Annotated in this window: 22 protein-coding genes, 3 tRNA genes and 1 pseudogene; 22 read left to right on the top strand and 4 right to left on the bottom strand. The window is 36.2% G+C overall.

Features of this window, described 5'->3' with window-relative positions:
• Nucleotides 1–86 precede the first annotated feature (86 nt).
• The gene (locus tag LQV47_RS11295) at nt 87–641 is read right to left on the bottom strand and encodes a phosphoribosyltransferase family protein (protein WP_047487041.1); all 555 of its coding nucleotides are present in this window, start codon (nt 639–641) and stop codon (nt 87–89) included.
• 461 nt (nt 642–1,102) lie between these two features.
• Here LQV47_RS11295 and LQV47_RS11290 point away from each other — a divergent pair, with 461 nt between their 5' ends.
• Nucleotides 1,103–2,692 (top strand): ABC-F family ATP-binding cassette domain-containing protein, encoded by a 1,590-nt coding sequence (locus LQV47_RS11290; RefSeq protein ID WP_230036912.1) that lies wholly within the window; start codon nt 1,103–1,105, stop codon nt 2,690–2,692.
• A gap of 584 nt (nt 2,693–3,276) precedes the next feature.
• Here LQV47_RS11290 and LQV47_RS11285 read toward each other — a convergent pair.
• The gene (locus LQV47_RS11285) at nt 3,277–4,203 is read right to left on the bottom strand and encodes an alpha/beta fold hydrolase (RefSeq protein ID WP_230036910.1); all 927 of its coding nucleotides are present in this window, start codon (nt 4,201–4,203) and stop codon (nt 3,277–3,279) included.
• Between the two features lie 58 nt (nt 4,204–4,261).
• Nucleotides 4,262–4,918, bottom strand: a complete 657-nt coding sequence (locus tag LQV47_RS11280) for a hypothetical protein (RefSeq protein WP_230036908.1) — start codon at nt 4,916–4,918, stop codon at nt 4,262–4,264.
• 164 nt (nt 4,919–5,082) lie between these two features.
• Here LQV47_RS11280 and LQV47_RS11275 point away from each other — a divergent pair, with 164 nt between their 5' ends.
• From LQV47_RS11275 to LQV47_RS11175, 21 genes are all read left to right on the top strand, one after another.
• Complete coding sequence (locus LQV47_RS11275) at nt 5,083–6,369, top strand: adenylosuccinate synthase (protein ID WP_230036906.1); 1,287 nt, start codon at nt 5,083–5,085, stop codon at nt 6,367–6,369.
• 482 nt (nt 6,370–6,851) lie between these two features.
• Complete coding sequence (locus LQV47_RS11270; protein ID WP_230036904.1) at nt 6,852–7,694, top strand: energy transducer TonB; 843 nt, start codon at nt 6,852–6,854, stop codon at nt 7,692–7,694.
• A gap of 167 nt (nt 7,695–7,861) precedes the next feature.
• Entirely contained in the window at nt 7,862–8,635 is a 774-nt protein-coding gene (locus LQV47_RS11265) for a ParA family protein (protein WP_230036902.1), read from the top strand.
• Between the two features lie 68 nt (nt 8,636–8,703).
• Nucleotides 8,704–9,594 (top strand): ParB/RepB/Spo0J family partition protein, encoded by an 891-nt coding sequence (locus LQV47_RS11260; RefSeq protein WP_230036900.1) that lies wholly within the window; start codon nt 8,704–8,706, stop codon nt 9,592–9,594.
• Nucleotides 9,594–10,235 (top strand): DUF5683 domain-containing protein, encoded by a 642-nt coding sequence (locus LQV47_RS11255; protein ID WP_230036898.1) that lies wholly within the window; start codon nt 9,594–9,596, stop codon nt 10,233–10,235. Before LQV47_RS11260 ends, LQV47_RS11255 begins: the two co-directional genes overlap by 1 nt.
• A gap of 66 nt (nt 10,236–10,301) precedes the next feature.
• Nucleotides 10,302–11,003 (top strand): 4-hydroxy-tetrahydrodipicolinate reductase, encoded by a 702-nt coding sequence (gene dapB, locus LQV47_RS11250; protein ID WP_230036896.1) that lies wholly within the window; start codon nt 10,302–10,304, stop codon nt 11,001–11,003.
• A gap of 132 nt (nt 11,004–11,135) precedes the next feature.
• Entirely contained in the window at nt 11,136–12,785 is a 1,650-nt protein-coding gene (gene lepB / locus LQV47_RS11245) for a signal peptidase I (protein WP_230036894.1), read from the top strand.
• 63 nt (nt 12,786–12,848) lie between these two features.
• Nucleotides 12,849–13,466, top strand: coding sequence for a WbqC family protein (locus LQV47_RS11240; RefSeq protein WP_230036892.1), 618 nt, complete (start codon nt 12,849–12,851; stop codon nt 13,464–13,466).
• A gap of 66 nt (nt 13,467–13,532) precedes the next feature.
• On the top strand, nt 13,533–15,215 hold the full coding sequence (locus LQV47_RS11235) for a S8 family serine peptidase (protein ID WP_230036891.1): 1,683 nt from the start codon (nt 13,533–13,535) through the stop codon (nt 15,213–15,215).
• Between the two features lie 124 nt (nt 15,216–15,339).
• On the top strand, nt 15,340–15,831 hold the full coding sequence (locus LQV47_RS11230) for a lipocalin family protein (RefSeq protein ID WP_230036889.1): 492 nt from the start codon (nt 15,340–15,342) through the stop codon (nt 15,829–15,831).
• A 26-nt stretch (nt 15,832–15,857) separates the two neighbouring features.
• The gene (locus tag LQV47_RS11225; RefSeq protein ID WP_209802095.1) at nt 15,858–16,547 is read left to right on the top strand and encodes an OmpA family protein; all 690 of its coding nucleotides are present in this window, start codon (nt 15,858–15,860) and stop codon (nt 16,545–16,547) included.
• A 107-nt stretch (nt 16,548–16,654) separates the two neighbouring features.
• The gene (locus tag LQV47_RS11220; protein ID WP_230036888.1) at nt 16,655–17,542 is read left to right on the top strand and encodes a decaprenyl-phosphate phosphoribosyltransferase; all 888 of its coding nucleotides are present in this window, start codon (nt 16,655–16,657) and stop codon (nt 17,540–17,542) included.
• The gene (locus tag LQV47_RS11215) at nt 17,539–18,858 is read left to right on the top strand and encodes an FAD-binding oxidoreductase (protein ID WP_230036885.1); all 1,320 of its coding nucleotides are present in this window, start codon (nt 17,539–17,541) and stop codon (nt 18,856–18,858) included. The genes LQV47_RS11220 and LQV47_RS11215 overlap by 4 nt, the downstream gene beginning before the upstream one ends.
• Entirely contained in the window at nt 18,858–19,583 is a 726-nt protein-coding gene (locus tag LQV47_RS11210) for an SDR family NAD(P)-dependent oxidoreductase (RefSeq protein WP_230036883.1), read from the top strand. Before LQV47_RS11215 ends, LQV47_RS11210 begins: the two co-directional genes overlap by 1 nt.
• A 4-nt stretch (nt 19,584–19,587) precedes the next feature.
• Nucleotides 19,588–20,175: an HAD family hydrolase gene (locus LQV47_RS11205; RefSeq protein WP_230036881.1), complete on the top strand. Its 588-nt coding sequence runs from the start codon at nt 19,588–19,590 to the stop codon at nt 20,173–20,175.
• 24 nt (nt 20,176–20,199) lie between these two features.
• Nucleotides 20,200–20,667: a hypothetical protein gene (locus LQV47_RS11200; RefSeq protein WP_230036879.1), complete on the top strand. Its 468-nt coding sequence runs from the start codon at nt 20,200–20,202 to the stop codon at nt 20,665–20,667.
• A gap of 2 nt (nt 20,668–20,669) precedes the next feature.
• Nucleotides 20,670–21,845 carry a cysteine desulfurase family protein gene (locus LQV47_RS11195; RefSeq protein ID WP_230036877.1) on the top strand — a complete coding sequence of 392 codons (1,176 nt, stop codon included), beginning with the start codon at nt 20,670–20,672 and terminating at the stop codon, nt 21,843–21,845.
• A gap of 85 nt (nt 21,846–21,930) precedes the next feature.
• Nucleotides 21,931–22,248, top strand: coding sequence for a thioredoxin (trxA, locus tag LQV47_RS11190; RefSeq protein WP_047099031.1), 318 nt, complete (start codon nt 21,931–21,933; stop codon nt 22,246–22,248).
• Between the two features lie 126 nt (nt 22,249–22,374).
• Nucleotides 22,375–22,448: transfer RNA gene (locus tag LQV47_RS11185), tRNA-Asp, on the top strand.
• A 32-nt stretch (nt 22,449–22,480) separates the two neighbouring features.
• A tRNA-Asp gene (locus tag LQV47_RS11180) sits at nt 22,481–22,554 on the top strand.
• 29 nt (nt 22,555–22,583) lie between these two features.
• Nucleotides 22,584–22,657, top strand: a tRNA-Asp gene (locus LQV47_RS11175).
• Between the two features lie 114 nt (nt 22,658–22,771).
• Here LQV47_RS11175 and LQV47_RS11170 read toward each other — a convergent pair.
• Nucleotides 22,772–22,884: pseudogene (locus LQV47_RS11170) on the bottom strand (DDE transposase); the annotation flags it as partial.

Raw genomic sequence — 22,884 nt, 5'->3', positions numbered from 1 at the left:
TGCTTTTGGCTTTATTTAGTTAATATTTTACTTTTATTTCGATTTAATATTTAAAGCTAAAAGCCAGTAGCTGATAGCTATAGGCATTAATGGTTGATTTGACCGTCTTCCAACTGATACAAATTAGGAAGGTTTCTTCCCAGTTCATCATAATCCAGTCCATAACCAAGAACAAATTTATTTGGAATTTCCTTCCCAATATAATCCAATTTGAAATCTTTTTTATAAATCTCAGGTTTCAGTAAGAAACTTGACAGTTTTACAGATTTAGGGCGCTGTGTTTCTTTAAAGTATTTGAAAAGACTTTCCACTGTATTTCCTGTATCCACAATATCTTCAACAAGAATAATGTGACGGTCTCTTACATCTTTAGTCAGTTCCATTTTTTGGTAAACAATCCCTGTAGACTCAGTTCCCACATAAGAACTCATTTGAATGAAAGCAATTTCGCATTCACCTGGGTAATACCTTAATAGATCTGAGAAGAACATGATTACTCCGTTTAAAACGCCAATGAACACAGGAACTTCATCCTTGTAATCTTCATAAATTCTTAACGCTGTCTCTTTTACAATTTCCTGAATCTCGGCGTCCTTCAAATAAGGAACGAAAGTTTTGTCGTGAACTTTAATGCTTTCCATAAAAATTTTTAGTAGTTGGCAAAGTTACGGATTTTTGATCAAAATACTTTCCTGTTTTATGAGTTTGAGAGTTTTCAAGATTTGAAAGCTATAGAGTTCATATGGTGGACGCAGTGTGTTTAAATGATAACCGATAAAGTTCTTAAGCATATAGCAAGTCCTGGCATTAAGAAAATGAATTTTGTCAAGGTGAAAAAAATAGGCCGTTTAATGTATGGAAGAAAAGCAGATAATAAGTCAGCAGATGATCCTTATCAGTTTATCATGTATAGAATGCATTTTATTTTTGGGTAGAATGGAGTCGCTTTTTTAGGCAGTAAATAAAGAAATAGTAAGAAATTACTATATTTGTCCTTTCAAAACCCAATATACAGACATGTAGGATATAATTTCTTTCAGACTTGATCAGGCAGTAACCAAGGAGTTGCTGTTGTTTACCTAATTGTTTTAAGAAAGAAATCATGATTTTACTACAAAATATATCCTTTGGGTTTCCGGGAGGCAACCTGCTATTTAATCATATCAATCTAACGATATCAACTCAAACAAAATCTGCTTTAGTGGGAAGTAATGGTATGGGGAAATCTACCCTGCTGAAGCTTATCGCTGATGAATTACAGCCACTAAACGGAAATATAAATATCCATGGAGATATTTTCTATGTTCCGCAACTGTTTGGAAATGGGAATGACCTTAGCATTGCAGAGTGTCTGAAGATAGACCAAAAACTATATGCCCTTCAGAAAATTACGGAAGGAGACGTTGATGAAAAATATTTTGAGATCCTGAATGACGACTGGGATCTTGAAGAACGAAGTCGGAGTGCTTTACAGTACTGGGGACTTGGGGATTTTGAATTAAACCAAAAGCTTGAAAATTTAAGCGGAGGCCAAAAAACCAAAGTTTTCCTTGCCGGAATTCAGATCAATCAGCCGGAGATCATTATACTGGACGAACCTACCAATCATTTGGATCTGGAGGGAAGGAAATTATTGTATGATCTGATTGATAAAACAAACGCCACAGTAATTATTGTAAGCCATGACAGAACATTACTGAATCTGGTGGATACCATTTTTGAGTTAAGCAATCAGGGAATTGCCACGTATGGTGGAAACTATGACTTTTATACCCAGCAAAAAGAAGTTGAAAAGGAGGCTTTACATAATGATATTCATGCCCAAGAGCGTGCTTTGAAAAAAGCCAAAGAGAAAGAACGGGAAACCCTGGAACGGAAACAAAAGCTTGATGCCAGAGGAAAACAGAAGCAGGAAAAGTCCGGTGTTGCCAGGATTATGATGAATACTCTTAGGAACAATGCCGAAAAAAACACATCAAAACTGAAAAATATTCATGCTGAAAAAATCAGTGGTATTTCCGGGAATCTGAGAGATTTACGTTCATCATTAAAGAATTCTGATCAGATGAAAGTAAACTTCAATGACTCCAGCCTGCATTCCGGTAAGATTTTAATGACACTGGAAGAGGTAAATTTCAGCTATGGAGGAGAAAAACTGTGGAAAGAAAATCTAAATCTTGAAATCAGAAGCGGAGAAAGGGTCTCTCTTAAAGGTCAGAACGGGTCAGGAAAAACAACCCTGATAAAGCTCTTGCTTGGAAATACAGAACCTTCTGCAGGGAAAATTATAAGAGCAGATTTCAACAGGATATATGTGGATCAGGAATACTCTCTGATTGAAAACGATTTGAGTATTTATGATTTTGTTCAGAAATTCAATGATCAGGCATTGCAGGAGTCCGAGGTGAAAACTTTATTATCCAGATTTTTGTTTGGAAAGGAAACCTGGGATAAAAAATGTGGCGTCTTAAGTGGAGGAGAACGCCTGAGAGTTTTATTATGCGGGCTTTCTGTCAGTAATAAGACTCCGGATATGATTATTCTTGATGAACCTACCAATAATCTGGATCTGCAGAATGTAGAAATTTTAACGAATACCATTAAAGATTATCATGGAACCTTGGTGGTGGTTTCTCACGATGAGGTTTTCCTGAGGGAAATTGGAATGGATAGGGAAGTGGTATTGATTTGATTGTTTTAATTTCTCCCACAGATTTCGAAGATGTGTACGTATTATATAATATGTTTAACCGGTAAAATAGGTAAGATTTTAATCTAATATTATTCAATAGAACGGCTGAAGCCCGTTCGTTCGTTTAGGATATGATATTTTAAATTTCTCGCAGATCTCACAGATTTCGCAGATGTTTATGCATTATTTAGATGTATCAATTGGGAAAATAGGTAAGATTTTAATCTAACGTCAAAGAGGAATATTCAATAGGAATGGGCTCAGCCCGTTCGTTAGTTTGTTTAGGATATGATATTTTAAATTTCTCGCAGATCTCACAGGTTTTGCAGATATTTATGCATTATTTAGATGTTATCAATTGGGAAATAGGTAAGATTTTATTCTAATATTATTCAATAGAACGGGCTGAGCCCGTTCGTTCGTTTGTTTAGGATATGATATTTTTAATTTCTCGCAGATCCCACAGATTTCGCAGATGTTTATGCATTATTTAGATGTATCAATTGGGAAAATAGGTGAGATTTTAATCTAACGTCAAAGAGAATATTCAATAGGAATGGGCTTTAGCCCATTCGTTCGTTCGTTCATTCGCCTTTTTTTGAAATCCAGTCACATATAGTATTCATAACTTCCTCTCTGATTTCCTCATTCAGAATTTCGTGGCGCATCCCGGAATAGATCTCCACACTTACATCCTGGAAACCATCAGTCTTTAAATGATCCACAGTATACATCACTCCTTTGCTAAAATCACCAATAGGATCATCTTGCCCGCTTACAAATAGAAAAGGAAAAGTCTTGGAAATTGAATCAGCCCAGTTTCTTGCGGTAGCTTTTTTGTAAATACTGAATAAAGCATAGAAGGCATTGTTTGTAAACGGAATCCCACAAAGTTTATCCTGTTCAAAATTACGCCTGTTTCTTAGATTAACACTGAGCCAGCTTGTATCTCCAAAATCTTTATCCTTTGTAAACTGCTTATTGTTGACCCTGGTAAAAGTAGAATTCAAAAAAGTACGGTGATGTGGAGCTATGGCATTGGCTAAAAATAAGTATCCTTTTAATAGATTGATTCCGGGTAAAGGACCGCCGGTTCCGGTAATGATGGCACCTGAAAACCTATCACTTGCTTTTTGAAGAAGACAGCGGGTAATAAAAGAACCCATAGAATGACCAAGAATAAAATGAGAAACATCAGGATATTGTTCTGCAAGATAATCCGCCATCATTTCTGCATCGGCTACCAATCTTTCATCCGGTTTCTCAAGCTGGAAAAATCCAATCTCTTTTTCCTCCTTTACAGATTTTCCATGTCCCAGATGGTCATAGGTCAATACAGCAATTCCATGAGCCGCAAAGTATTCTGCGATCTCAGCATATCTTCCGCTGTGTTCCTGCATACCATGAACAATTAATAGAGTAGTTTTTGTTGTTTCCGGAGAAAACAGGGTGTAGAAAAGCTTAGATTCCTTGTTTATCTTGGAAGGAATATATGCTGATTTTGGACTCATTTTAATATCTTTTAAAAAAAATTATAGTTGAATATATTTTTTGTTGATTAACCTTACACTAAAGACTGTTTAATATCTCTTGTAGTCTATTCAATTTTTCATTACTTATTTTTGACTTATCTAATTCAATTGTCTGCATCATTTCAGTTAACAGGTATTGTATAGAACCAATTATGTTAATGAAATCAAGAGTCATTAAAGCTGTTTTCTCAGCATCGAAATTTATTATTTCATCATAATACTCTTCAAAATTATCGTTGATATGACCCGATATTGTATTTCTAATTTTATTAATATGTGTATCGTATTTATATTTTTTTTTAAAATCCTTCAAGTCAGTATTAACTTTTGAAAACACACTGGAAATGGATTCATTTAATTTTGATTTTTCATTTAAAAACTTCCCATGTTTATGAAAGGAGTTAATTGTTTCATATATAACTAAAAAAGTGTTTTTCACAAAAAAAATTTTTTCCCAGTTACTTTTTGCTAAATATAAATTTTTGGAATTAGTAACTAAATCTAAATGGCAGATTGTAATTAATGAAGATATATCATTTAGTATATAAAAATCATGTAAGTTTTGTTTTTCTGTATTAGTTGTAAAAAAAACAGATATTTCGGAATATAAACTTTTCATAAATCTTAAGTGAGTAAGGAAATTTGAAAAATAGTTTATTGATTCATCGGATTCTTTTATAAAACTGTTTTGCATATATTGAAACTTTATGTCAAATATAATTATAAGTTGAATGTAGATAGCGAATTTTAGCTCCAACCTCATGATTTTCACTTCACCTAAAAATAAAATTCATTCATAATTTGCCCACCCAATTTTTTAAAAGTAATTTTGCACGAATCTAAAAACAAAAGTAAAATATGTCAACTTATGTAGTTGTAGGTCTTCAGTACGGAGATGAAGGCAAAGGAAAAATCACGGATGTTTTATCAGCAAAATCAGATTATGTAGTACGTTTCCAGGGTGGAGACAACGCTGGTCACACGGTTTATGTGGGTGATGAAAAATTCGTTCTACACCTTCTTCCTTCAGGAGTTCTTCAATGCAAAGGGAAATGTATCATTGCGAATGGTGTAGTGGTAAACCCTAAGTCTTTCATTAGAGAAGTTGGTCAGATTGAGAGCAAAGGCTTAAGATCAGATCATATCTTTATCAGCAGAAGAGCACATGTAATTATGCCTTACCACATCCTTTTGGATACTTACCGTGAAGAGGAACACGGAGGAACTCAGATTGGAACTACCAAAAAAGGAATCGGACCTTGCTATGAAGATAAAATTGCAAGAGTAGGAATCAGAATGGTAGATCTTTTAAATCCTGAAATTTTAAGAGATAAAATTGAGAAGAACTTAAAAGTTAAAAATTCTCTTTTTGAAAAATATTACGATAAACCAACTTTAGACGTTGAAGAGATTTACAACGAATATTTGGAAATCGGAAAGCAGCTTCAAGACAGAATCGTTGATACGGAATTGGAATTGAACGAAGCGATCAGAGACGGTAAAAATGTATTGTTTGAAGGAGCTCAGGCGTTAATGCTTGATATCGACTTTGGAACATATCCATACGTTACTTCATCTTCTCCATCTACAGGAGGCGTTTGTACAGGAGCAGGTGTTCCGCCAACTTCACTTCAGAACTTGATCGGTGTAGCGAAAGCTTACTGTACAAGAGTAGGAAACGGACCTTTCCCCTCTGAACTGGATAACGAATTAGGAGAGAAAATCAGACAGATTGGTGGTGAATTCGGAGCAACTACAGGAAGACCAAGAAGAACAGGTTGGTTAGACCTTGTTTCTTTAAAGCATGCTTGTATGATTAACGGGATCAATAACCTGGTTATTACGAAATTAGACGTTCTTACAGGAATTGAAAACCTTAAAATCGTTACCCATTATAAAACTGAAGACGGAAAAATCATCGATTATTTCACTTCATCAACAGAGAAGTTATACAACTACGAACCTATCTACCAGGATTTACCAGGTTGGGGAGAAGATATCACAAAAGCAAGAAGTTATGATGAACTTCCGGACAATGCTCAGAAATACATCGAGTTTATCGAGAAGTATTTAGGAATCAATGTGTATTTGGTTTCTGTAGGTCCTGAAAGAAGTCAGAACATTATCAGAAAAGAATTATTCTAATATATTTAGAAAATAAAATAACAAGAGACTGTCATTGATGGTCTCTTTTTTTTGTTTAAAAAAATCGAAAATATTTGAACGCTGCCGGATACTGTTGTAAAATGAATCGGCCATTACCATAATATTGAATTGAAGAGGGAGCACTAATTCACTGCTCATTTTATTTATGGTATCTGGTGCTGCATTCAATACAGGGCTTTATTTTTTGCCTTTAAACATTATATATCACCATCATAATCAATTCTCCGGGATTACTATGCACATTAATTCTTCTCCTGATGTTTCTTTCTTAAATAGAATATGTTTTACCGCTGTTTTTAAACAATTACAATATTTGGAAAATGTTAAAATTGAATATTGTCATAATTTTTTTTAAAATTATATTGTTTTGATAATTTTTTGGCAGATATTTTGATATCGTATTAATGCTTATCGGTAAGAATTAATGAATTAATAATGATTAACAGTTTAAATAGATTGTGATGAAACAACTGAACCAAAACCAGGAATTTCGCTTCAACGAAGTTCTTTTTGAGCACCGAAATAAAGAATACGGCGCTTATGCATTAAGAAACGAATCAGATAGAATATTAACCAAAGCCCTTTTTGTAGGAGTAAGTCTGCTGGCAGCTGTGTCCATTACCCCGTTTGTAATCTCTGCATTTAATTCAGATACAGTGGTGGCTAGAACAACTGATGATGGAAGAAGAATAATTAAGGTTGTTCAAACTCCAGAGAAAGATCCACCACCTACACAAATTGTAAAACCGGCGACTCCGCCTCCTAGTGTAAAAACTTATGATAACAGATTACCGGAGCCTAAAGCAGTGGTAAGAAATGAAAAAACGGAGGAGGTAGACAAAGTAAATGCAGTAGCAAGTGTACAAACTTCACAGGGAAAAGAAACGGAAACTACATCATATGTTCCGATTGTCCCTCAGGTTATCGGAGGAGGAACCGGACCTTCAATAAAAACAGAGACGGTAGTAGAAAAAACAGATCCTAAAAAAATTGAAACGGAACTGAGTGTAGAAGCTAACTTCCTGGGTGGGATAGATTCATTCCGAAACAAGGTAATGAACAACTTCGACAGCTCAGGATTTGAAGCAGAAGATGTAATGAAAACTACAATTACCTTTATCGTAGAAATGGACGGAACAATATCAGGGGTAAAAGCTAATGGAACCAATGCGGATTTTAACAATGAAGCAATAAGAACAATTAAATCAATTTCTAAAAATGGGAAATGGATTCCTGCAAAAAATAAAAAAGGAGAATCCGTAAGAAGTTATTTCAAATTTCCCATCTCAATGAAGTTTGATTAATCACCATAGAAAACGAATTTTAAATAGTTATCCACAAAGATTTTTTTTTGTGGATAATTTTTTTAATCGCTAAAATACTTATTAACAGTATTTTAACTCAATTTTGATTTTAGCCATTCATCGGGAGCAAAGAAAAAAGTGTATTTTTGAAACTTAAAGTTCTAATAATGGCAAAAATCATAGGTATTGCTAATCAAAAAGGGGGAGTTGGAAAAACAACCACCGCTGTAAACTTAGCAGCAGCATTAGGAGTATTGGAGAAAAAAATATTAATCATCGACGCTGATCCCCAGGCAAATGCAACGTCCGGGCTGGGAGTGGAAGATGTTCAGTATTCTACCTACAATCTACTGGAGCATAGTGCAGATACAAGAGCCTGTATCAAAAGAACAGCAACTCCGAATCTGGATATTGTTCCGTCACATATTGACCTGGTAGCAGCAGAAATTGAATTGGTAGACAAAGTAGATCGTGAGTATATGCTGAAAAAAGCATTGGCAAGTGTGAGAGATGATTATGACTACATTATCATCGATTGTGCACCAAGTTTAGGGCTCATCACCGTGAATGCCCTTACCGCTGCAGATTCAGTGATTATTCCTATCCAGTGTGAGTATTTTGCATTAGAAGGATTGGGAAAACTTCTGAATACCGTTAAAAACGTTCAGAAGATCCACAATAAAGATCTTGATATAGAAGGTCTTCTTCTGACAATGTATGACAGCAGATTGAGATTATCAAACCAGGTTGTGGAAGAAGTGAACTTACACTTCCCGGAAATGGTTTTTGAAACCATTATCAGCAGAAATGTACGATTGAGTGAAGCTCCAAGTTTTGGAGAAAGTATCCTTAATTATGATGCTGAAAGTAAAGGAGCCGTTCAGTACATTCAGTTGGCTGAAGAAGTTCTTTTGAGAAACGAAAATTTAATAAAAAATTAAATTAATAATAAATGGACCCTAAGTAATGCTGGTCATCACTTATCAAACATCATTTATCAATTATATCTATGAAGGACAAGAAAAGAGCTATGGGACGTGGTTTAGGAGCCATTTTAAGTGCTGAATCCAAAGCGAGTGTCAATTCTGCTACGGATGAAGGAGCAGATAAGTTTGTTGGAAATATTGTAGAAGTAGCACTTGAGGATATTTACCCAAACCCGACACAGCCAAGAACTTATTTTGATGAAAAAGCATTAAATGAACTGGCCCAGTCTATCAAAAATTTAGGCGTAATTCAACCGGTTACCTTAAGAAAAGATGGCGAAAAGTTTGAGATCATATCCGGGGAAAGACGTTACAGAGCAACTAAAATTGCCGGGTTAACAACTATTCCTGCATATATCCGTTTAGTTAATGACCAGGAGCTTCTTGAGATGGCTCTTGTTGAAAATATCCAGAGAGAAGACCTTGATGCCATAGAAATAGCCTTAACTTATCAAAGGCTTTTAGAAGAAATTGGCCTTACTCAGGAAAACCTTAGCCAGAGAATTGGAAAGGATAGAAGTACCATTACCAATTCCATCAGATTGCTGAGGCTGAATCCGGATATTCAGAATGCCATCAGAAGTGGTGAAATTTCTGCAGGACATGGGAGAGCGATCATCAGTCTTGAAAATGAAGAAAATCAGCAGATCCTGTTTGATTTGATCATCAAAGAAAAATTAAATGTGCGTCAGGCTGAGCAGGCTGCAACAGCATTGAAGAATCCAAAATCTCCGGCAGCGAAAAAAGTAACTGCAGAGCTTTCCAATAATTATAAAAGAGCCCAGAAGACCATTGCTGATATCCTTGATGTAAAAGTAGAAATCAAAGCTTCTGGAAACGGTAAAAAAGGTAAAATTGTTCTGGACTTCAAAAATGAAGAAGAATTGGAATATATTTTGTCCCATATTAAATAATGAAGAAAATATTTTTCACATTTTTCCTGAATCTTACGGTGCTGGCTTATTCACAAGTCGGCCCTATTGATACTGTTCGGTTACAAAGTCCTCCAAAAGCCGAAATACCCCCTGTTGTAAAACCTGGGAAAACTGAAGCTAAGATCATTGAGGATCTGGAGAAAGCCAATGGACCAACCAAAAAGACACTGAAATTGAACCCTACCAGAGCCGGATTGTATTCAGCCGTGTTCCCGGGGCTAGGCCAGTACTACAATAAAAAATACTGGAAAATTCCAATTGTATGGGGAGCAGTAGGAGCCGGAGTAGGTATTGCCGTATGGAATGACAACCAGTATAAAAAATACCGTGAGTATTATATTGCTAAGCTCAACGGGACGCCTAACGAATTTGTAGATACCCATCCGTGGCTGGATAAAAAGGCCTTGGGAAATGTTCAGGACAGAGCAAAAAGACAAAGGGATTATGCTATTGCTATTACAGGACTAATTTATATCCTTAATATTGTAGATGCCGTAGTAGATGCCCATCTTTATGAAAGCAGACATGACCCGGATTTATCCTTTAAACCGGCTGTTATTCAGGATCAGTATGGTTATGATCAGCCGAAAACAGGATTGAGTTTAAGCTACAGATTTTAATACAAAAAAAGTATACCATAAAGCTGATATGGCTATTATGGTCAATTATAAAACAAAAATAACAGTATGAGAATAGCATTAGTTGGCTATGGCAAAATGGGGAAGATCATTGATGAGATCGCACAAAAAAGAGGTAATGAAGTAGTGGCCCGCCTTAAGGAAACTCCAACTGCTGAAAATCTTAATCATCCTGATGTTGTCATTGAGTTTTCCCTTCCGGAAGTTGCTTTTGATAACATTAAAGCCTGTCTTGAAAATAGAATTCCTGTCATCTGCGGAACGACAGGATGGCTGGAGAAAAAAGAGGAAATAGAAAAATTAGCTGTTGAAAACGGAACAGCATTCTTATACGGTTCAAACTTTAGCTTAGGAGTAAACTTATTCTTTGCTTTAAACAAAAAGCTTGCCGATCTCATGAAAAACGTTGATGAATACTCTTGTCAGCTTGAGGAAATTCATCATATCCATAAAAAAGATGCACCCAGCGGAACGGCTATTTCCATTGCAGAAGGTATTATTAAAAACAACCCGAAATTTGAAGCATGGAAACTGGAAGAAACTCAGGGAGACCAGCTTGGGATTTTTGCGGTACGTGAAGATGAAGTGCCGGGAACCCATAGTGTGTTTTACAGAAGTGAAGTAGATGAAATTGAGATTAAGCATACGGCTTTTAACAGAAACGGATTTGCATTAGGCGCAGTAGTAGCTGCAGAGTGGATTAAAGACAAGAAAGGGAATTTTGCAATGAAAGACGTTTTAGGGCTTTAATTTGTAACAAATTCTTTAAATTGCGACAAATAACAGAAATGATGAATAGTGAATTGTAAATAGCGGAAAAGCTGTGATCATTTATTACTCATCATTTTATCATTTATATTATCAGAATAGGCAAAAAAATTTATGAATTATTTTTTAACTTATACAGTATATGTTCTCATTTTATCCATATTAATGGGGATTTCAACATGGAAGCTGTTTAAAAAAATGGGGTACAGCCCTTTATTAGCATTTATACCCTTCTATAATTATTTCATTATTCTTAAAGAAACAAAACATCCGAAATGGTGGGCAATTTTGTCTTATATGCCAATTGTAGGTCCTATTATGATGTCTGTTTTTCATCTTTACTTAATGAAGAAGTTCGGGAAAACTCTTTTCAAGGACCAGATCCTTACAGTGATCCTGCCGTTTATCTATATGGCTACGGTAAACTATTCTAAAGATACAGAACTTGAAGACGAAAATGCCAATGACCTGTTTCTTACAGACGAAGAAAAAAGCGATAAAAAGAAAGATACATTTTTGGGATCTATTACTTTCGCCGTGGTTTTTGCAACCATCATCCACGTTTTTGTAACCCAGCCTTTCGGAATTCCTACAGGCTCGATGGAAAGAACACTATTGGTAGGTGACTTCCTTTTCGTAAATAAATGGAGCTATGGATACAGGCTTCCAATGCGTCCTTTAGCAATACCTTTCCTTCAGGGAACCATTACAGATACAGGACAAAAAGGAAATCCAAAGGATGATCCAAAATCTTATGTAGACGGGGTAAAATTACCTTATACAAGAATTCTGCAGTTTAATAAGCCACAAAAAAATGATGTAGTTGTATTCAACTATCCCCGTGACTCTGTGCATACTGCAATAGACAGAAAAGACCCTTATGTAAAGAGATGTGTGGCTACAGCAGGAGATACTTTCGAAATGAGAGCCGGAAGGCTTTTTGTCAATGGGAAACCTGAAACTATTTTAGGAGACCAGGAAATACAGCACAGATATATCGTAACCACTGGAAGCCAATTGGACATTCCGGCTTTATATAAGGCGTATGGTTTCTTGCCGGTTCAGGAATTACAGCAGAATAACGGAGGATACCTTTATGCTTTCCAGGGACTGACAGATAAAACGGCTAAAGAAATCAAAGAACTTCCTCAGGTAATTGATATGAAGGAAGATGTTTCTGCAAAAGGAGAAGCCGCAGTATATTATAAGGATGAACTTAAAACAAAAATTGATACTACACAGTCTATTTTTCCTATCAACAAACCATGGAATGCCGACTGGTATGGGCCGGTAAGAATTCCTAAAAAAGGAGATGTAGTAGCGATCAATAACGAGACACTTCCTATGTTCCAATGGATCATTTCAGAATATGAGCACAACAGCTTGGAAAAAAAGAACGGAAAGATTTTTATCAACGGAAAAGAAACCAATCAATATACCATCCAGCAGGATTACTATATGATGGTAGGAGATAACAGAGATGCTTCGCTAGACGCAAGATTCTTTGGATTCGTTCCGGAAGAAAATATTGTCGGAAAACCAATGTTTACATGGATGAGCCTTCAGGGAGCTTTCTCAGACAGCAGCTCTACGTATCAAGCACCATTCAAGGTTCGTTGGGATAGAATGTTTAAAGCAACCAATACCGGAGAAGCCAATAAAACTTCATACTGGTGGATTGCAGCAATGATTTTAATATTATTCTTCGGGTGGGAATATTTCGTGAAATTATTCAGAAAGAACAAAACTGAAGACGAGTTATAAATAAAATTAAACTTAAAATAGAATGAAGTATTTGAAAAAATACTTCATTTTTGCATTATGAATATGAAGAATGTTTTATTGCCGGTATTTTATCTGCCGCCGGTGTCATGGTTTTCAGTGTTTTTAGAGGCTGAAAATGAAGTTGTATTTGAACAGTTTGAAAATTTTCCAAAGCAGACGTATAGAAACAGAGCCAATATTTATGGGGCTAATGGGAAACTGTCACTGATTATCCCGATGAACCATAATGGGAAAAGAGAAATGAAAGATATGGAGATCTCCTACAGGGAAGACTTTAGAAATCTTCACTGGAAGTCCATCAAGACTGCGTATCAAAGTTCCCCCTATTTTGAATACTATGAAGATAAACTGAGAAAAATATTTGATCTGAAAGAAAAGTTCCTTCTCGATTTTAACCTTAAGGGGTTAGAGGTGATCCAAGAGATACTTAAAACAGAAAAGGCACACTCTTTGAATGAAGAATATATCAAAAATCCTGAAAGCATTAATTTCAGAGAAAAGTTCTCGGCAAAACATCCTTCCGAATTTGAAATGGAAGAATATTACCAGACATTCTCAGATAAATTCGGGTTTTTGAAAGATTTATCCGTCCTGGATCTTATTTGTAACAAAGGGCCGGAATCTCTTACTTATTTAAAGAGTATTAAACAATCGTATTAATGCAAATTGCCGGAAGGTAAATGAAGATGACGGTTGTATGACTTTAGAAAAAATAAATATCAACATATGAAAAAGGTATTATTAGCTGCTGTTTTTTTAGCAGGTTTTAGTTTCTCTTATGCACAGGAGTCTAGCGCTAAAAGTATTGATCCGAAAGAGGATAAAGATCTGATGACATGGTATCATAAAGATTTTTCCACTTCAAAAGTATATGGTGTGAACACGGCGAACGCCTATAAATATTTAGAGTCTAAAGGTTTAAAACCTAAAACTGTTGTAGTAGGGGTTTTAGACAGTGGCGTACAGGTTGATCACCCTGGATTGGTGAAAAACCTATGGTCAAACCCTAATGAAGTTCCTGGTAACGGAAAAGATGATGACGGCAACGGATATATTGATGATATACACGGATGGAACTTTATCGGTGGCAAAAATGGTGATGTAGATATTGATAATATGGAAGTAACAAGAGTTGTTGCTAAATATAAGCCGCTTTTTGAAGGGGATGATTCTACAAAAAATAAAGCCAATCAGGCTAAAATGCCGGAAGACTTTGCTATGTATATGAAAGCTAAAGAGCTTTTCACTAAAAAAAGCATAGAGGCAAAACAGAATTTCCAGACGTATTCCATGATTAATGAGCTGATCCCGAATATGGTAAAACTACTTGGGGGGAAAGCCGTGACAGCAGAAACTATTTCAGCGATTAAAGCACCTACTGAACAAAAAGATGCTATCGCATTTCAGGTGCTGGGCCAGGTATCTCAAAGCCCTGAGTTCAAAGGGAAATCTTCTGCAGAATTTGAAAAGCTGATCAAAGAACAGATGAAAGAAGCTATTGATTATTACGCTCCACAATCCAAGCAGTATGATCTCAGCTATGATACAAGAAAAGAAATCGTAGGAGATAACTATGACGACTATTCACAAAAAAACTATGGTAACAACCATTATGAGGGACCTGATGCAGAGCATGGAACTCACGTAGCCGGAATTATTGCCGGTCTTCCACAAGGGAATGTCATTCAGTATGGTGTAGCTTCCAAGGTAGCAAAGATTATGTCTGTAAGAACAGTTCCTAATGGAGATGAAAGAGATAAAGACGTTGCCAATGCCATCAGATATGCTGTAGATAACGGGGCTAAAGTTCTGAATATGAGCTTTGGAAAACCTGTTTCTCCGGGTAAAAATGTAGTCTGGGATGCTTTTAAATATGCTGAAGACAAAGGCGTACTCTTGGTAAAAGCTGCCGGTAACGAAAATGAAGATGTAGCAGAACACCTGGCATTTCCTACCAATTTTAAAAATGTTGCTGATGAAAAACCATTCGTAAGCAATGTTCTTGTGGTGGGAGCGAGTACCAATAAGAATAATGCATTGAGAGCAAGTTTCTCAAACTATAATAAAAAAATGGTCAATGTTTTTGCTCCGGGAGAAGAAATCTATTCTACCGTTCCTAAAAACGAATATAAGTATCTTCAGGGAACTTCTATGGCTTCACCTGTTGTAGCGGGAGCTGCAGCCATTTTATTGGCGTATATGCCGGATCTTAAACCTTATCAGGTTATAGAATCACTTGTGAAAAGCAGCAATCCCAATACAGAAAACGGATTTACTGATTATTCTCAGGCAGGAGGAGTTATTGATGTGACAAAAGCTGCAGAATATGCTTACACCAACTTTTATAACGGTAAATCATCAACTAAAACTAAGCCTTCGAAATCCGTAAAAAAGACTGTTAAAAAATAGTTTATCTACCTGTATTTAAGGCTAAACCATAAAAGGTCCGAAATTTTCGGACTTTTTTATTTTTTATTTTCAATTTTGGCACGGTTTTTTGTAACTTTATACTAACAAAATAATAAACAACAAAATGAAAAAGTTACTACTTGCAGGGATGTTAGGAACATCCATTTTTGCAGTGTCTTGTTCCTCAGTGAATAAAGCGGCTACAGCCCAGGATCAAAAAGGAGATTTCCTTAAGATGAAAGGAGATTGGCAGATTGTTAGCGTAAATTACGATAAAGGATTTAAAATTAAGCCTTTCGACGAAGGTGCAGATGCTCAGTGCTTTGTAGGAAGTCATTGGAGACTGATTCCTAATAACTGGACAGGAGCTTACACCTTAAACGGTGGTGGAAATTGCCCTGCTATTACACAGCCCATCAAGTTTGAAGTGAAAAATGGTAACACATTTATGTTTAAAAAAATTGCCGCAGGTACTAAAGCAAAACAAAATACAGCAGGATATACGCTGACATTAGTGAGCCAGACTACGGATCAGTTTTCTCTTGAACAGGATGTTCCGTTTGATGGAGAAAATGTGAAAGTTGTTTACAACTTCGAAAGAGCTGGAATGAAATAATTTATCAACATACAAGATCAAAAAAAATGAAATTTAATAAAACATACGTAGGAGCCCTTTTTTTATCATCAGCTTTGTTATTGACAAGTTGTGAAGCGGTTCAGAATTCAAACCACCAACAGAGAGGTACAGCAGTAGGTGTTGCATCAGGAGCTGTACTGGGAGGTATCTTAGGTAACAATGTAGGTAAAGGAGGTAATGGAGCTATTGGTGCTGTATTAGGTGGTATTATCGGTGGAGTTGCAGGTAACGTTATCGGTAACAAAATGGATAAGCAGGCTAAAGATATTAAAGAAACTTTACCGGGAGCTCAGGTTGAAAGAGTAGGGGATGGTATTAAAGTAACGATGAATGAAAGTATTGTAAACTTTGCTTTCGACTCTTCAAATCTTACTTCTGTAGCACAAACCAACCTGGATAAGCTAGCTAAGGTATTGGCTGATAACCCGGATACGAATATCAATATCTACGGACATACAGACAGCGTAGGTAAAGATGCTTACAACATGGCGCTTTCTCAAAGAAGAGCAGATGCTGTAAAAGCTTATTTATCTGGAAAAGGAGTAGCAAACAGCAGAATGTTCACAAAAGGTGAAGGTAAAAATATGCCGGTTGCCAGCAATGATACTGATGAAGGAAGAGCTAAAAACAGAAGAGTGGAATTTGCCATTACTGCCAATGAAAAAATGATTAATGATGCCAAACAAGGGCAATAATTAATTTAACATATAAATATTTTCGTAAAAGACCGCCCCGGCGGTTTTTTTTGTATTTTTATGCTGTCAATTTTGAATTTGTTATTTTTGTATTTGAAACAACATAAATGAAGAAATATCTTAAACTGCTCCGTGTGGAGCAATGGGTGAAAAACCTTTTTGTATTTGTCCCTCTGTTTTTTTCGGGTAACATTACCAATATAGACTTACTTTCTAAAAGTATCTTTGCCTTTGTTATTTTCTCATTAGCAGCCAGCGTTGTTTATATTCTGAATGATTATAATGACATTGAAGCAGACAGAAAACATCCTGAAAAAAGAAGAAGACCCCTGGCGAGTGGAGCGATCTCAAAATCAAAAGCAATAGGAATTCTTCTAGGGCTGGTGATCACAGATATTGCCCTTGTATTTCTTGCGCAGTTTTATTTCCATGAAAATTTATGGAAATTTGGAGCCATCATAAGCTTTTATGTGGTGATGAACCTTGCGTATACATTCAGGCTGAAACATGTTCCTATCATTGATATTTTTATTATTGCGATAGGATTTGTACTGCGGGTTTTGGCTGGTGGTTATATTACAGGAATCAGCATTTCACAATGGGCTATTCTGTTAACATTTGTACTGGCATTAGTATTAGCCATCGGAAAGAGAAGAGGAGAGCTTATCAATGCTCAGGTTTCCGGAAAGACAAGAAAGGCACTGGATGGATATAATGTACAGTTTGCAGATATTGCACTGTCTATTTCCATAACATTGGCCATTGTTTGTTATCTGATGTTTACCCTTTCACCGGAAGTGCAGGCAAGATTTCATGAAAGAGTATTTTATACGGTCATTTTTGTCGTATTTGCTCTGTTGAGATATCTTCAGCAAACCCTGGTGTACAACAGAACAGAATCTCCTACCAAGATTGTCTATAGAGACCGTTATATACAGGTAACCCTATTACTTTGGGTTGCTGCATTTTTAATTCAAATTTACTTTAAGAAATGAAGCCGAATTTCACACAGAAGGTTACCAACTGGGGAAATTTCCCGGTAGTGGAAAAAGAGATGAGATCTGAGGACAGCTTCAAAAAAATAAAAGAGTTTGTTCTTGATCATAATGAGGTTATTGCAAGAGGTAACGGAAGATGCTACGGAGATGCCTCATTGGGAGAAACTATATTTTCTACTAAAAAATTAAATAAATTCATCAGTTTTGACCGTTTAAACGGAGTGATAGAATGCGAATCCGGGGTGTTGCTTTCAGATGTACTTGAAATAGCAGTGCCCCAGGGATACTTTCTCTATGTGACACCCGGAACAAAATTTATCTCGGTAGGCGGAGCCATCGCTTCCGATGTTCATGGTAAAAATCATCATGCAGAAGGCTGCTTTTCAGAATATGTCATAGAGTTTAAACTGATGACCGAAAGTGGAGAGATTATTACCTGCTCCAGAGAAGAGAATTCAGAGAAATTTTGGGCAACAATTGGCGGAATGGGTCTTACCGGAATTATTCTCACCGCAAAATTTAAACTTAAAAATATAGAATCCGCTTACATTCGTCAGGAAAGTATTAAAGCAGATAATCTGGATGAAATTTTCAGACTGTTTGATGAAAGTGAAAACTGGACGTATACGGTAGCGTGGATAGACTGTCTTCAAAAAGGGAAAAATATCGGCAGAAGTATTCTCATGAGAGGGGAGCATGCTTTTCAGCACGAACTTCCCCAAAACTTAGCGAAAACACCTCTTAGATTAAAGAAAAAACTACAGCCTACTGTTCCTTTTTATTTTCCGGGATTTGTGCTGAATGCCCTGACAGTAAAAATCTTCAATTGGTTATATTATAAAAAACAATCCAGGAAGGAAGTCAAAAGTTTTATTGATTATGAAACATTCTTTTATCCGTTAGATGCCATTAATGACTGGAATAAAATCTATGGGAAATCCGGGTTCATACAATATCAGATGGTCATTCCTAAGGAAGCCGGAAAAGAAGGGATGAAAAAAATCCTTGAAACGATTGCTAAAAGTGGCAACGGGTCATTCCTGGCTGTACTAAAGCTTTTTGGAAAAAATAATCCGCAGGCTTATAATTCATTTCCTGTAGAAGGGTATACACTGGCTCTGGATTTTAAAGTAAATTCAAAACTTAAAAAGCTGGTAGATCAGCTGGACAGCATCGTTCAGGAGTTTGGGGGAAGAATTTATCTTACCAAAGACAGTATGAGCAGATCATCACTGACCAACTACCTGAAAAATATTAGAAACTCTAAATTTGTGTCTTTACAGCACAAAAGAATCTTAAATAACAACTCATAATGATAGTTCTGGGAAGTACATCTGAGGTGGCACAGGCTTTTGTGGAAAAAGCACTTCAGGAAGGCGAAAAGTTTGAAAAAATCTATCTTTTTACCTCAAATAAAGAAACTACAGAAAGATTTGCAAGACATTTAGATGTCAAGTTTCTGCAACAGTCTGAAGTTGTTGAGCTGGATCTTATGAAAGAAATTGATTACAATAGATTTGATAATATCAATTCAAATGTATTATTTTGTGCCGTGGGATATTTGGGAGAAGGAACAGAAGAAGGGCTTTATGATAACAGAAATACTGAGCGTATTATCGGGATCAATTATTCAAAGCTTATTCCTGTGATGAACTATTTTGCTCATAAATTTGAAAACAGGAGATCGGGAACGATTATCGGGCTTTCATCAGTAGCCGGAGACCGGGGAAGGCAGAGTAATTTTATCTATGGAAGTGCAAAAGCTGCTTTTACAGCTTATTTAAGCGGTCTGAGGAATTTCCTTTTTGATAAAAAAGTACATGTTCTGACCGTAAAACCTGGATTTATGGCTACCAAAATGACAGAAGGCCTGCCTTTAAATCCTAAGCTGACGGCAAGCCCCAAACAAGCTGCTGCCTGTATTTATAAAGCCTTCAAAAAGCAGAATAATGTGGCATATGTTTTGCCGATCTGGAGTATTATTATGATGATTATCAGAAATATCCCTGAGTTTATATTTAAAAAATTAAAGCTTTAAAAAAATGAAAAAATTGTATTGTTTTGATTTTGACGGAACGCTGACGTATAAAGATACCATGTTTATGTATCTCAAGTTTTACGATTCTACAAAGTACAGAATACAATTTTTAAAGCATGTTCCTCTTTTTATTTTACTGAAGCTAAAACTTGCTGAAACCGAAAAGGTGAAAAAAAGTTTTATAGGATCTATTCTGAAAGGACAGACCCAGGAAAAAATAGAAATGAAGTCTAAACAGTTTTTTGAACACCATTATCCTCAGATTGTCAGGGAAAATGCACTCGACTTTATAAAAAATATCGATAGGAATAATATACAGAGTTTATTGGTTACTGCTTCTTTGGATATCTGGGTAAAACCTTTTGCCGAAGAATTGAAAATGCAGCTTGTTTCTACGCGGGCAGAGTTTAAAAACGGGGTTTTCACAGGAAATTTTATAGGTAAAAACTGTAACGGAAAAGAAAAACTGGTAAGAATAAAAGAAGAAATAAACAATTCCAGATACGATAAAATTATTGCATTTGGTGACACTTCCGGAGATCGGCCAATGTTGAAATGGGCCAATGAGGGACATTACCAATTTTTTCATTAATTTTGGATGATAAAAGTATAAAAAATGAAAAGGCTGTTAACTGTATTTGCTGCAATGCTCATGAGCTGTACAAATACACCATCCCAAAAGGCTTCAGGTATGCAGAAAAGCGTAGAAATTCTTGTTTCTGAGTCTCAGGGAGGCGCAGACCAGGCTGGTTTCAGAATTATTAAAGACGAAAAAGATTTCCAGAACAGCATCAGACAAAGCTTTGGTGTTATAGATATGGAAAAAGAACCGGCTATTGATTACCCGAAATTTCCAAAAAATAAGAAAGTTGTTCTCTATAACCTGGGAAGCTTCAGGTCAGGAAGTCACAGAATTACAGAGATTAAAACGGTGTATGTAAGCAATAATATCCTGTATGTGGAAGTTCCTGCCGGAGAACCTTCCGGGGGAATGGAAATTCAGGTGATTTCTAATCCGTGGTTTGTTTTTGCAGTTCCTTCAGATTACCAATTTAACTCCGTAGAATTAAAATATTCAAAATAATAATGGATAAAATATATTTAGATAATGCCGCCACTACTCCTCTTGCAGAAGAAGTAATAGACGCAATGGTTGGTACGATGAAGATGAATTTCGGAAATCCATCTTCCACTCACAGCTTTGGCCAGGAAGCAAAAATACTTATTGAAAATGTAAGAAGACAGGTTGCAGACTATCTTCATGTAAGTCCTGCTGAGATTATTTTCACTTCGTGTGGAACGGAATCAAACAATATGATCATTAAATCCAGCGTAGAACACCTTGGAGTAGAAAGGATCATCAGTTCTCCTTTGGAACACAAATGTGTTTCTGAAAGTATTCTGGATATGAAAAGCAGAAAAGGAGTAGAGGTAAGCTATATCCGTCCTAATGAAAAAGGAGATATTGACCTTTCTAAATTAGAGGAATTATTAAAATCCTCAGATAAAAAAACGTTGGTAAGCTTAATGCATGCCAACAACGAAATAGGAAATATCATCAACCTTAAAAAGGTGGCGCAGCTATGCAAAGAATATCATGCACTGTTCCATTCAGATACGGTACAGACCATGGCTCATATGAACCTTGATCTTTCTGATATTCCTGTAGACTTTGCTTCATGCAGTGCTCATAAGTTTCATGGGCCTAAAGGTTCAGGTTTTGCGTTTATCAGAAAAGCAACAGGGCTAAAAGGAATCATTACCGGAGGACCTCAGGAAAGAAGCCTTAGGGCAGGGACAGAAAATGTTTGCGGTATTGTTGGCCTTGGTAAAGCATTAGAGCTTTCTCTGAATCATATGGAAGAATATACAAACCATATGCAGAAAATTAAAGACTATGCTATAGAAAGACTTTCTGCAGAAATAGAAGGGATTAAATTCAACGGAAGAAGTGCTGAAAAAGAAAACAGCCTTTACACGGTATTAAGTGCATTATTACCTTATAAGAACCCATTGATAGGTCTTCAGCTGGATATGAAAGGAATTGCCATTTCTCAGGGTAGTGCGTGCTCTTCCGGAGCCTCCAAGCCATCAATGGTAATGATGATGGTGCTTTCTGAAGATGAAATGGATCATTGTACACCATTACGTATTTCTTTCAGCCATATGACAACAAAAGCAGAGATTGATGCTTTAGTAACAGCCTTAAAGGAAATTTCAAGTGACTATGCTATAGAAAAAACTAATGTTGAGCATAGATAGTCTTATGATGTAAAAATCGTAATTTTGAACATTCAATAGAAGAATTGAACGAGAATATAATATTAATTAAAATAAAAGAAACAAAATGGCTTTAGAAATTACGGACAGCTCATTTCAGGATACGGTTTTAAAATCTGATAAACCGGTATTAGTAGACTTCTGGGCAGTATGGTGCGGACCATGCAGAACTTTGGGACCAATCATCGAAGAAGTGGCTTCAGATTTTGAAGGAAAAGCAGTAGTAGGGAAAGTGGATGTAGACAACAACCAGGAAATTTCAATGCAGTATGGAATCAGAAATATCCCTACAGTTCTTATTTTTAAGAACGGTGAAGTAGTAGATAAATTAGTAGGTGTTACTCCAAAAGAGGTAATCGCTGAGAAATTAAGCGCACACTTATAAAAAAATAAGTTTGATAATGAATGCCTTCCAGTATTGGAAGGTATTTTTTTTAAAATAATTTGCAGTTAACAAAAAAAGGTGTAATTTTGCAACCACGAAAAAGAAACGACGTTCTTACACAAAAATGATCCGGTAGTTCAGCTGGTTAGAATGCCGCCCTGTCACGGCGGAGGTCGCGGGTTCGAATCCCGTCCGGATCGCAAAAGTTTATCAATTACTTTTAAAAAAAATTGATCCGGTAGTTCAGCTGGTTAGAATGCCGCCCTGTCACGGCGGAGGTCGCGGGTTCGAATCCCGTCCGGATCGCGAAGTTTTATCAATTTCTTTAAAAAATTGATCCGGTAGTTCAGCTGGTTAGAATGCCGCCCTGTCACGGCGGAGGTCGCGGGTTCGAATCCCGTCCGGATCGCAACTATTTAATCAAAATAGTACAAAATGCTGTAAAATAGATATTTTACAGCATTTTTTGTTTTGTGCCTGTTCCAAAAGAAACTTAAAAAGGATCAGGAGCAAAAGTTGGGGGCTAGGCAAAAAGTTGAGTTAATCTGAACAGAAAGAAAGTTCTATCTTTTACTCCTCTAAGCTGCATCCTGAAGTTTTTAATTTTAGCATTGAATGATTCCGCAGCCGCATTGG

The sequence above is a fragment of the Chryseobacterium sp. Bi04 genome (assembly GCF_918698085.1).
In the GTDB taxonomy this organism is placed as follows: Bacteria; Bacteroidota; Bacteroidia; order Flavobacteriales; family Weeksellaceae; genus Chryseobacterium.
Note: the sequence above shows the minus strand (reverse complement) of the source record. Positions and strands in the feature narration are given on the sequence as shown.

Excerpts from the sequence above, each read along its gene's own strand:
- LQV47_RS11295 (WP_047487041.1), bottom strand. The coding sequence starts at position 641 with ATGGAAAGCATTAAAGTTCACGACAAAACTTTCGTTCCTTATTTGAAG.
- LQV47_RS11290 (WP_230036912.1), top strand. The coding sequence starts at position 1,103 with ATGATTTTACTACAAAATATATCCTTTGGGTTTCCGGGAGGCAACCTG.
- LQV47_RS11285 (WP_230036910.1), bottom strand. The coding sequence starts at position 4,203 with ATGAGTCCAAAATCAGCATATATTCCTTCCAAGATAAACAAGGAATCT.
- LQV47_RS11280 (WP_230036908.1), bottom strand. The coding sequence starts at position 4,918 with ATGCAAAACAGTTTTATAAAAGAATCCGATGAATCAATAAACTATTTT.
- LQV47_RS11275 (WP_230036906.1), top strand. The coding sequence starts at position 5,083 with ATGTCAACTTATGTAGTTGTAGGTCTTCAGTACGGAGATGAAGGCAAA.
- LQV47_RS11270 (WP_230036904.1), top strand. The coding sequence starts at position 6,852 with ATGAAACAACTGAACCAAAACCAGGAATTTCGCTTCAACGAAGTTCTT.
- LQV47_RS11265 (WP_230036902.1), top strand. The coding sequence starts at position 7,862 with ATGGCAAAAATCATAGGTATTGCTAATCAAAAAGGGGGAGTTGGAAAA.
- LQV47_RS11260 (WP_230036900.1), top strand. The coding sequence starts at position 8,704 with ATGAAGGACAAGAAAAGAGCTATGGGACGTGGTTTAGGAGCCATTTTA.
- LQV47_RS11255 (WP_230036898.1), top strand. The coding sequence starts at position 9,594 with ATGAAGAAAATATTTTTCACATTTTTCCTGAATCTTACGGTGCTGGCT.
- dapB (WP_230036896.1), top strand. The coding sequence starts at position 10,302 with ATGAGAATAGCATTAGTTGGCTATGGCAAAATGGGGAAGATCATTGAT.
- lepB (WP_230036894.1), top strand. The coding sequence starts at position 11,136 with ATGAATTATTTTTTAACTTATACAGTATATGTTCTCATTTTATCCATA.
- LQV47_RS11240 (WP_230036892.1), top strand. The coding sequence starts at position 12,849 with ATGAAGAATGTTTTATTGCCGGTATTTTATCTGCCGCCGGTGTCATGG.
- LQV47_RS11235 (WP_230036891.1), top strand. The coding sequence starts at position 13,533 with ATGAAAAAGGTATTATTAGCTGCTGTTTTTTTAGCAGGTTTTAGTTTC.
- LQV47_RS11230 (WP_230036889.1), top strand. The coding sequence starts at position 15,340 with ATGAAAAAGTTACTACTTGCAGGGATGTTAGGAACATCCATTTTTGCA.
- LQV47_RS11225 (WP_209802095.1), top strand. The coding sequence starts at position 15,858 with ATGAAATTTAATAAAACATACGTAGGAGCCCTTTTTTTATCATCAGCT.
- LQV47_RS11220 (WP_230036888.1), top strand. The coding sequence starts at position 16,655 with ATGAAGAAATATCTTAAACTGCTCCGTGTGGAGCAATGGGTGAAAAAC.
- LQV47_RS11215 (WP_230036885.1), top strand. The coding sequence starts at position 17,539 with ATGAAGCCGAATTTCACACAGAAGGTTACCAACTGGGGAAATTTCCCG.
- LQV47_RS11210 (WP_230036883.1), top strand. The coding sequence starts at position 18,858 with ATGATAGTTCTGGGAAGTACATCTGAGGTGGCACAGGCTTTTGTGGAA.
- LQV47_RS11205 (WP_230036881.1), top strand. The coding sequence starts at position 19,588 with ATGAAAAAATTGTATTGTTTTGATTTTGACGGAACGCTGACGTATAAA.
- LQV47_RS11200 (WP_230036879.1), top strand. The coding sequence starts at position 20,200 with ATGAAAAGGCTGTTAACTGTATTTGCTGCAATGCTCATGAGCTGTACA.
- LQV47_RS11195 (WP_230036877.1), top strand. The coding sequence starts at position 20,670 with ATGGATAAAATATATTTAGATAATGCCGCCACTACTCCTCTTGCAGAA.
- trxA (WP_047099031.1), top strand. The coding sequence starts at position 21,931 with ATGGCTTTAGAAATTACGGACAGCTCATTTCAGGATACGGTTTTAAAA.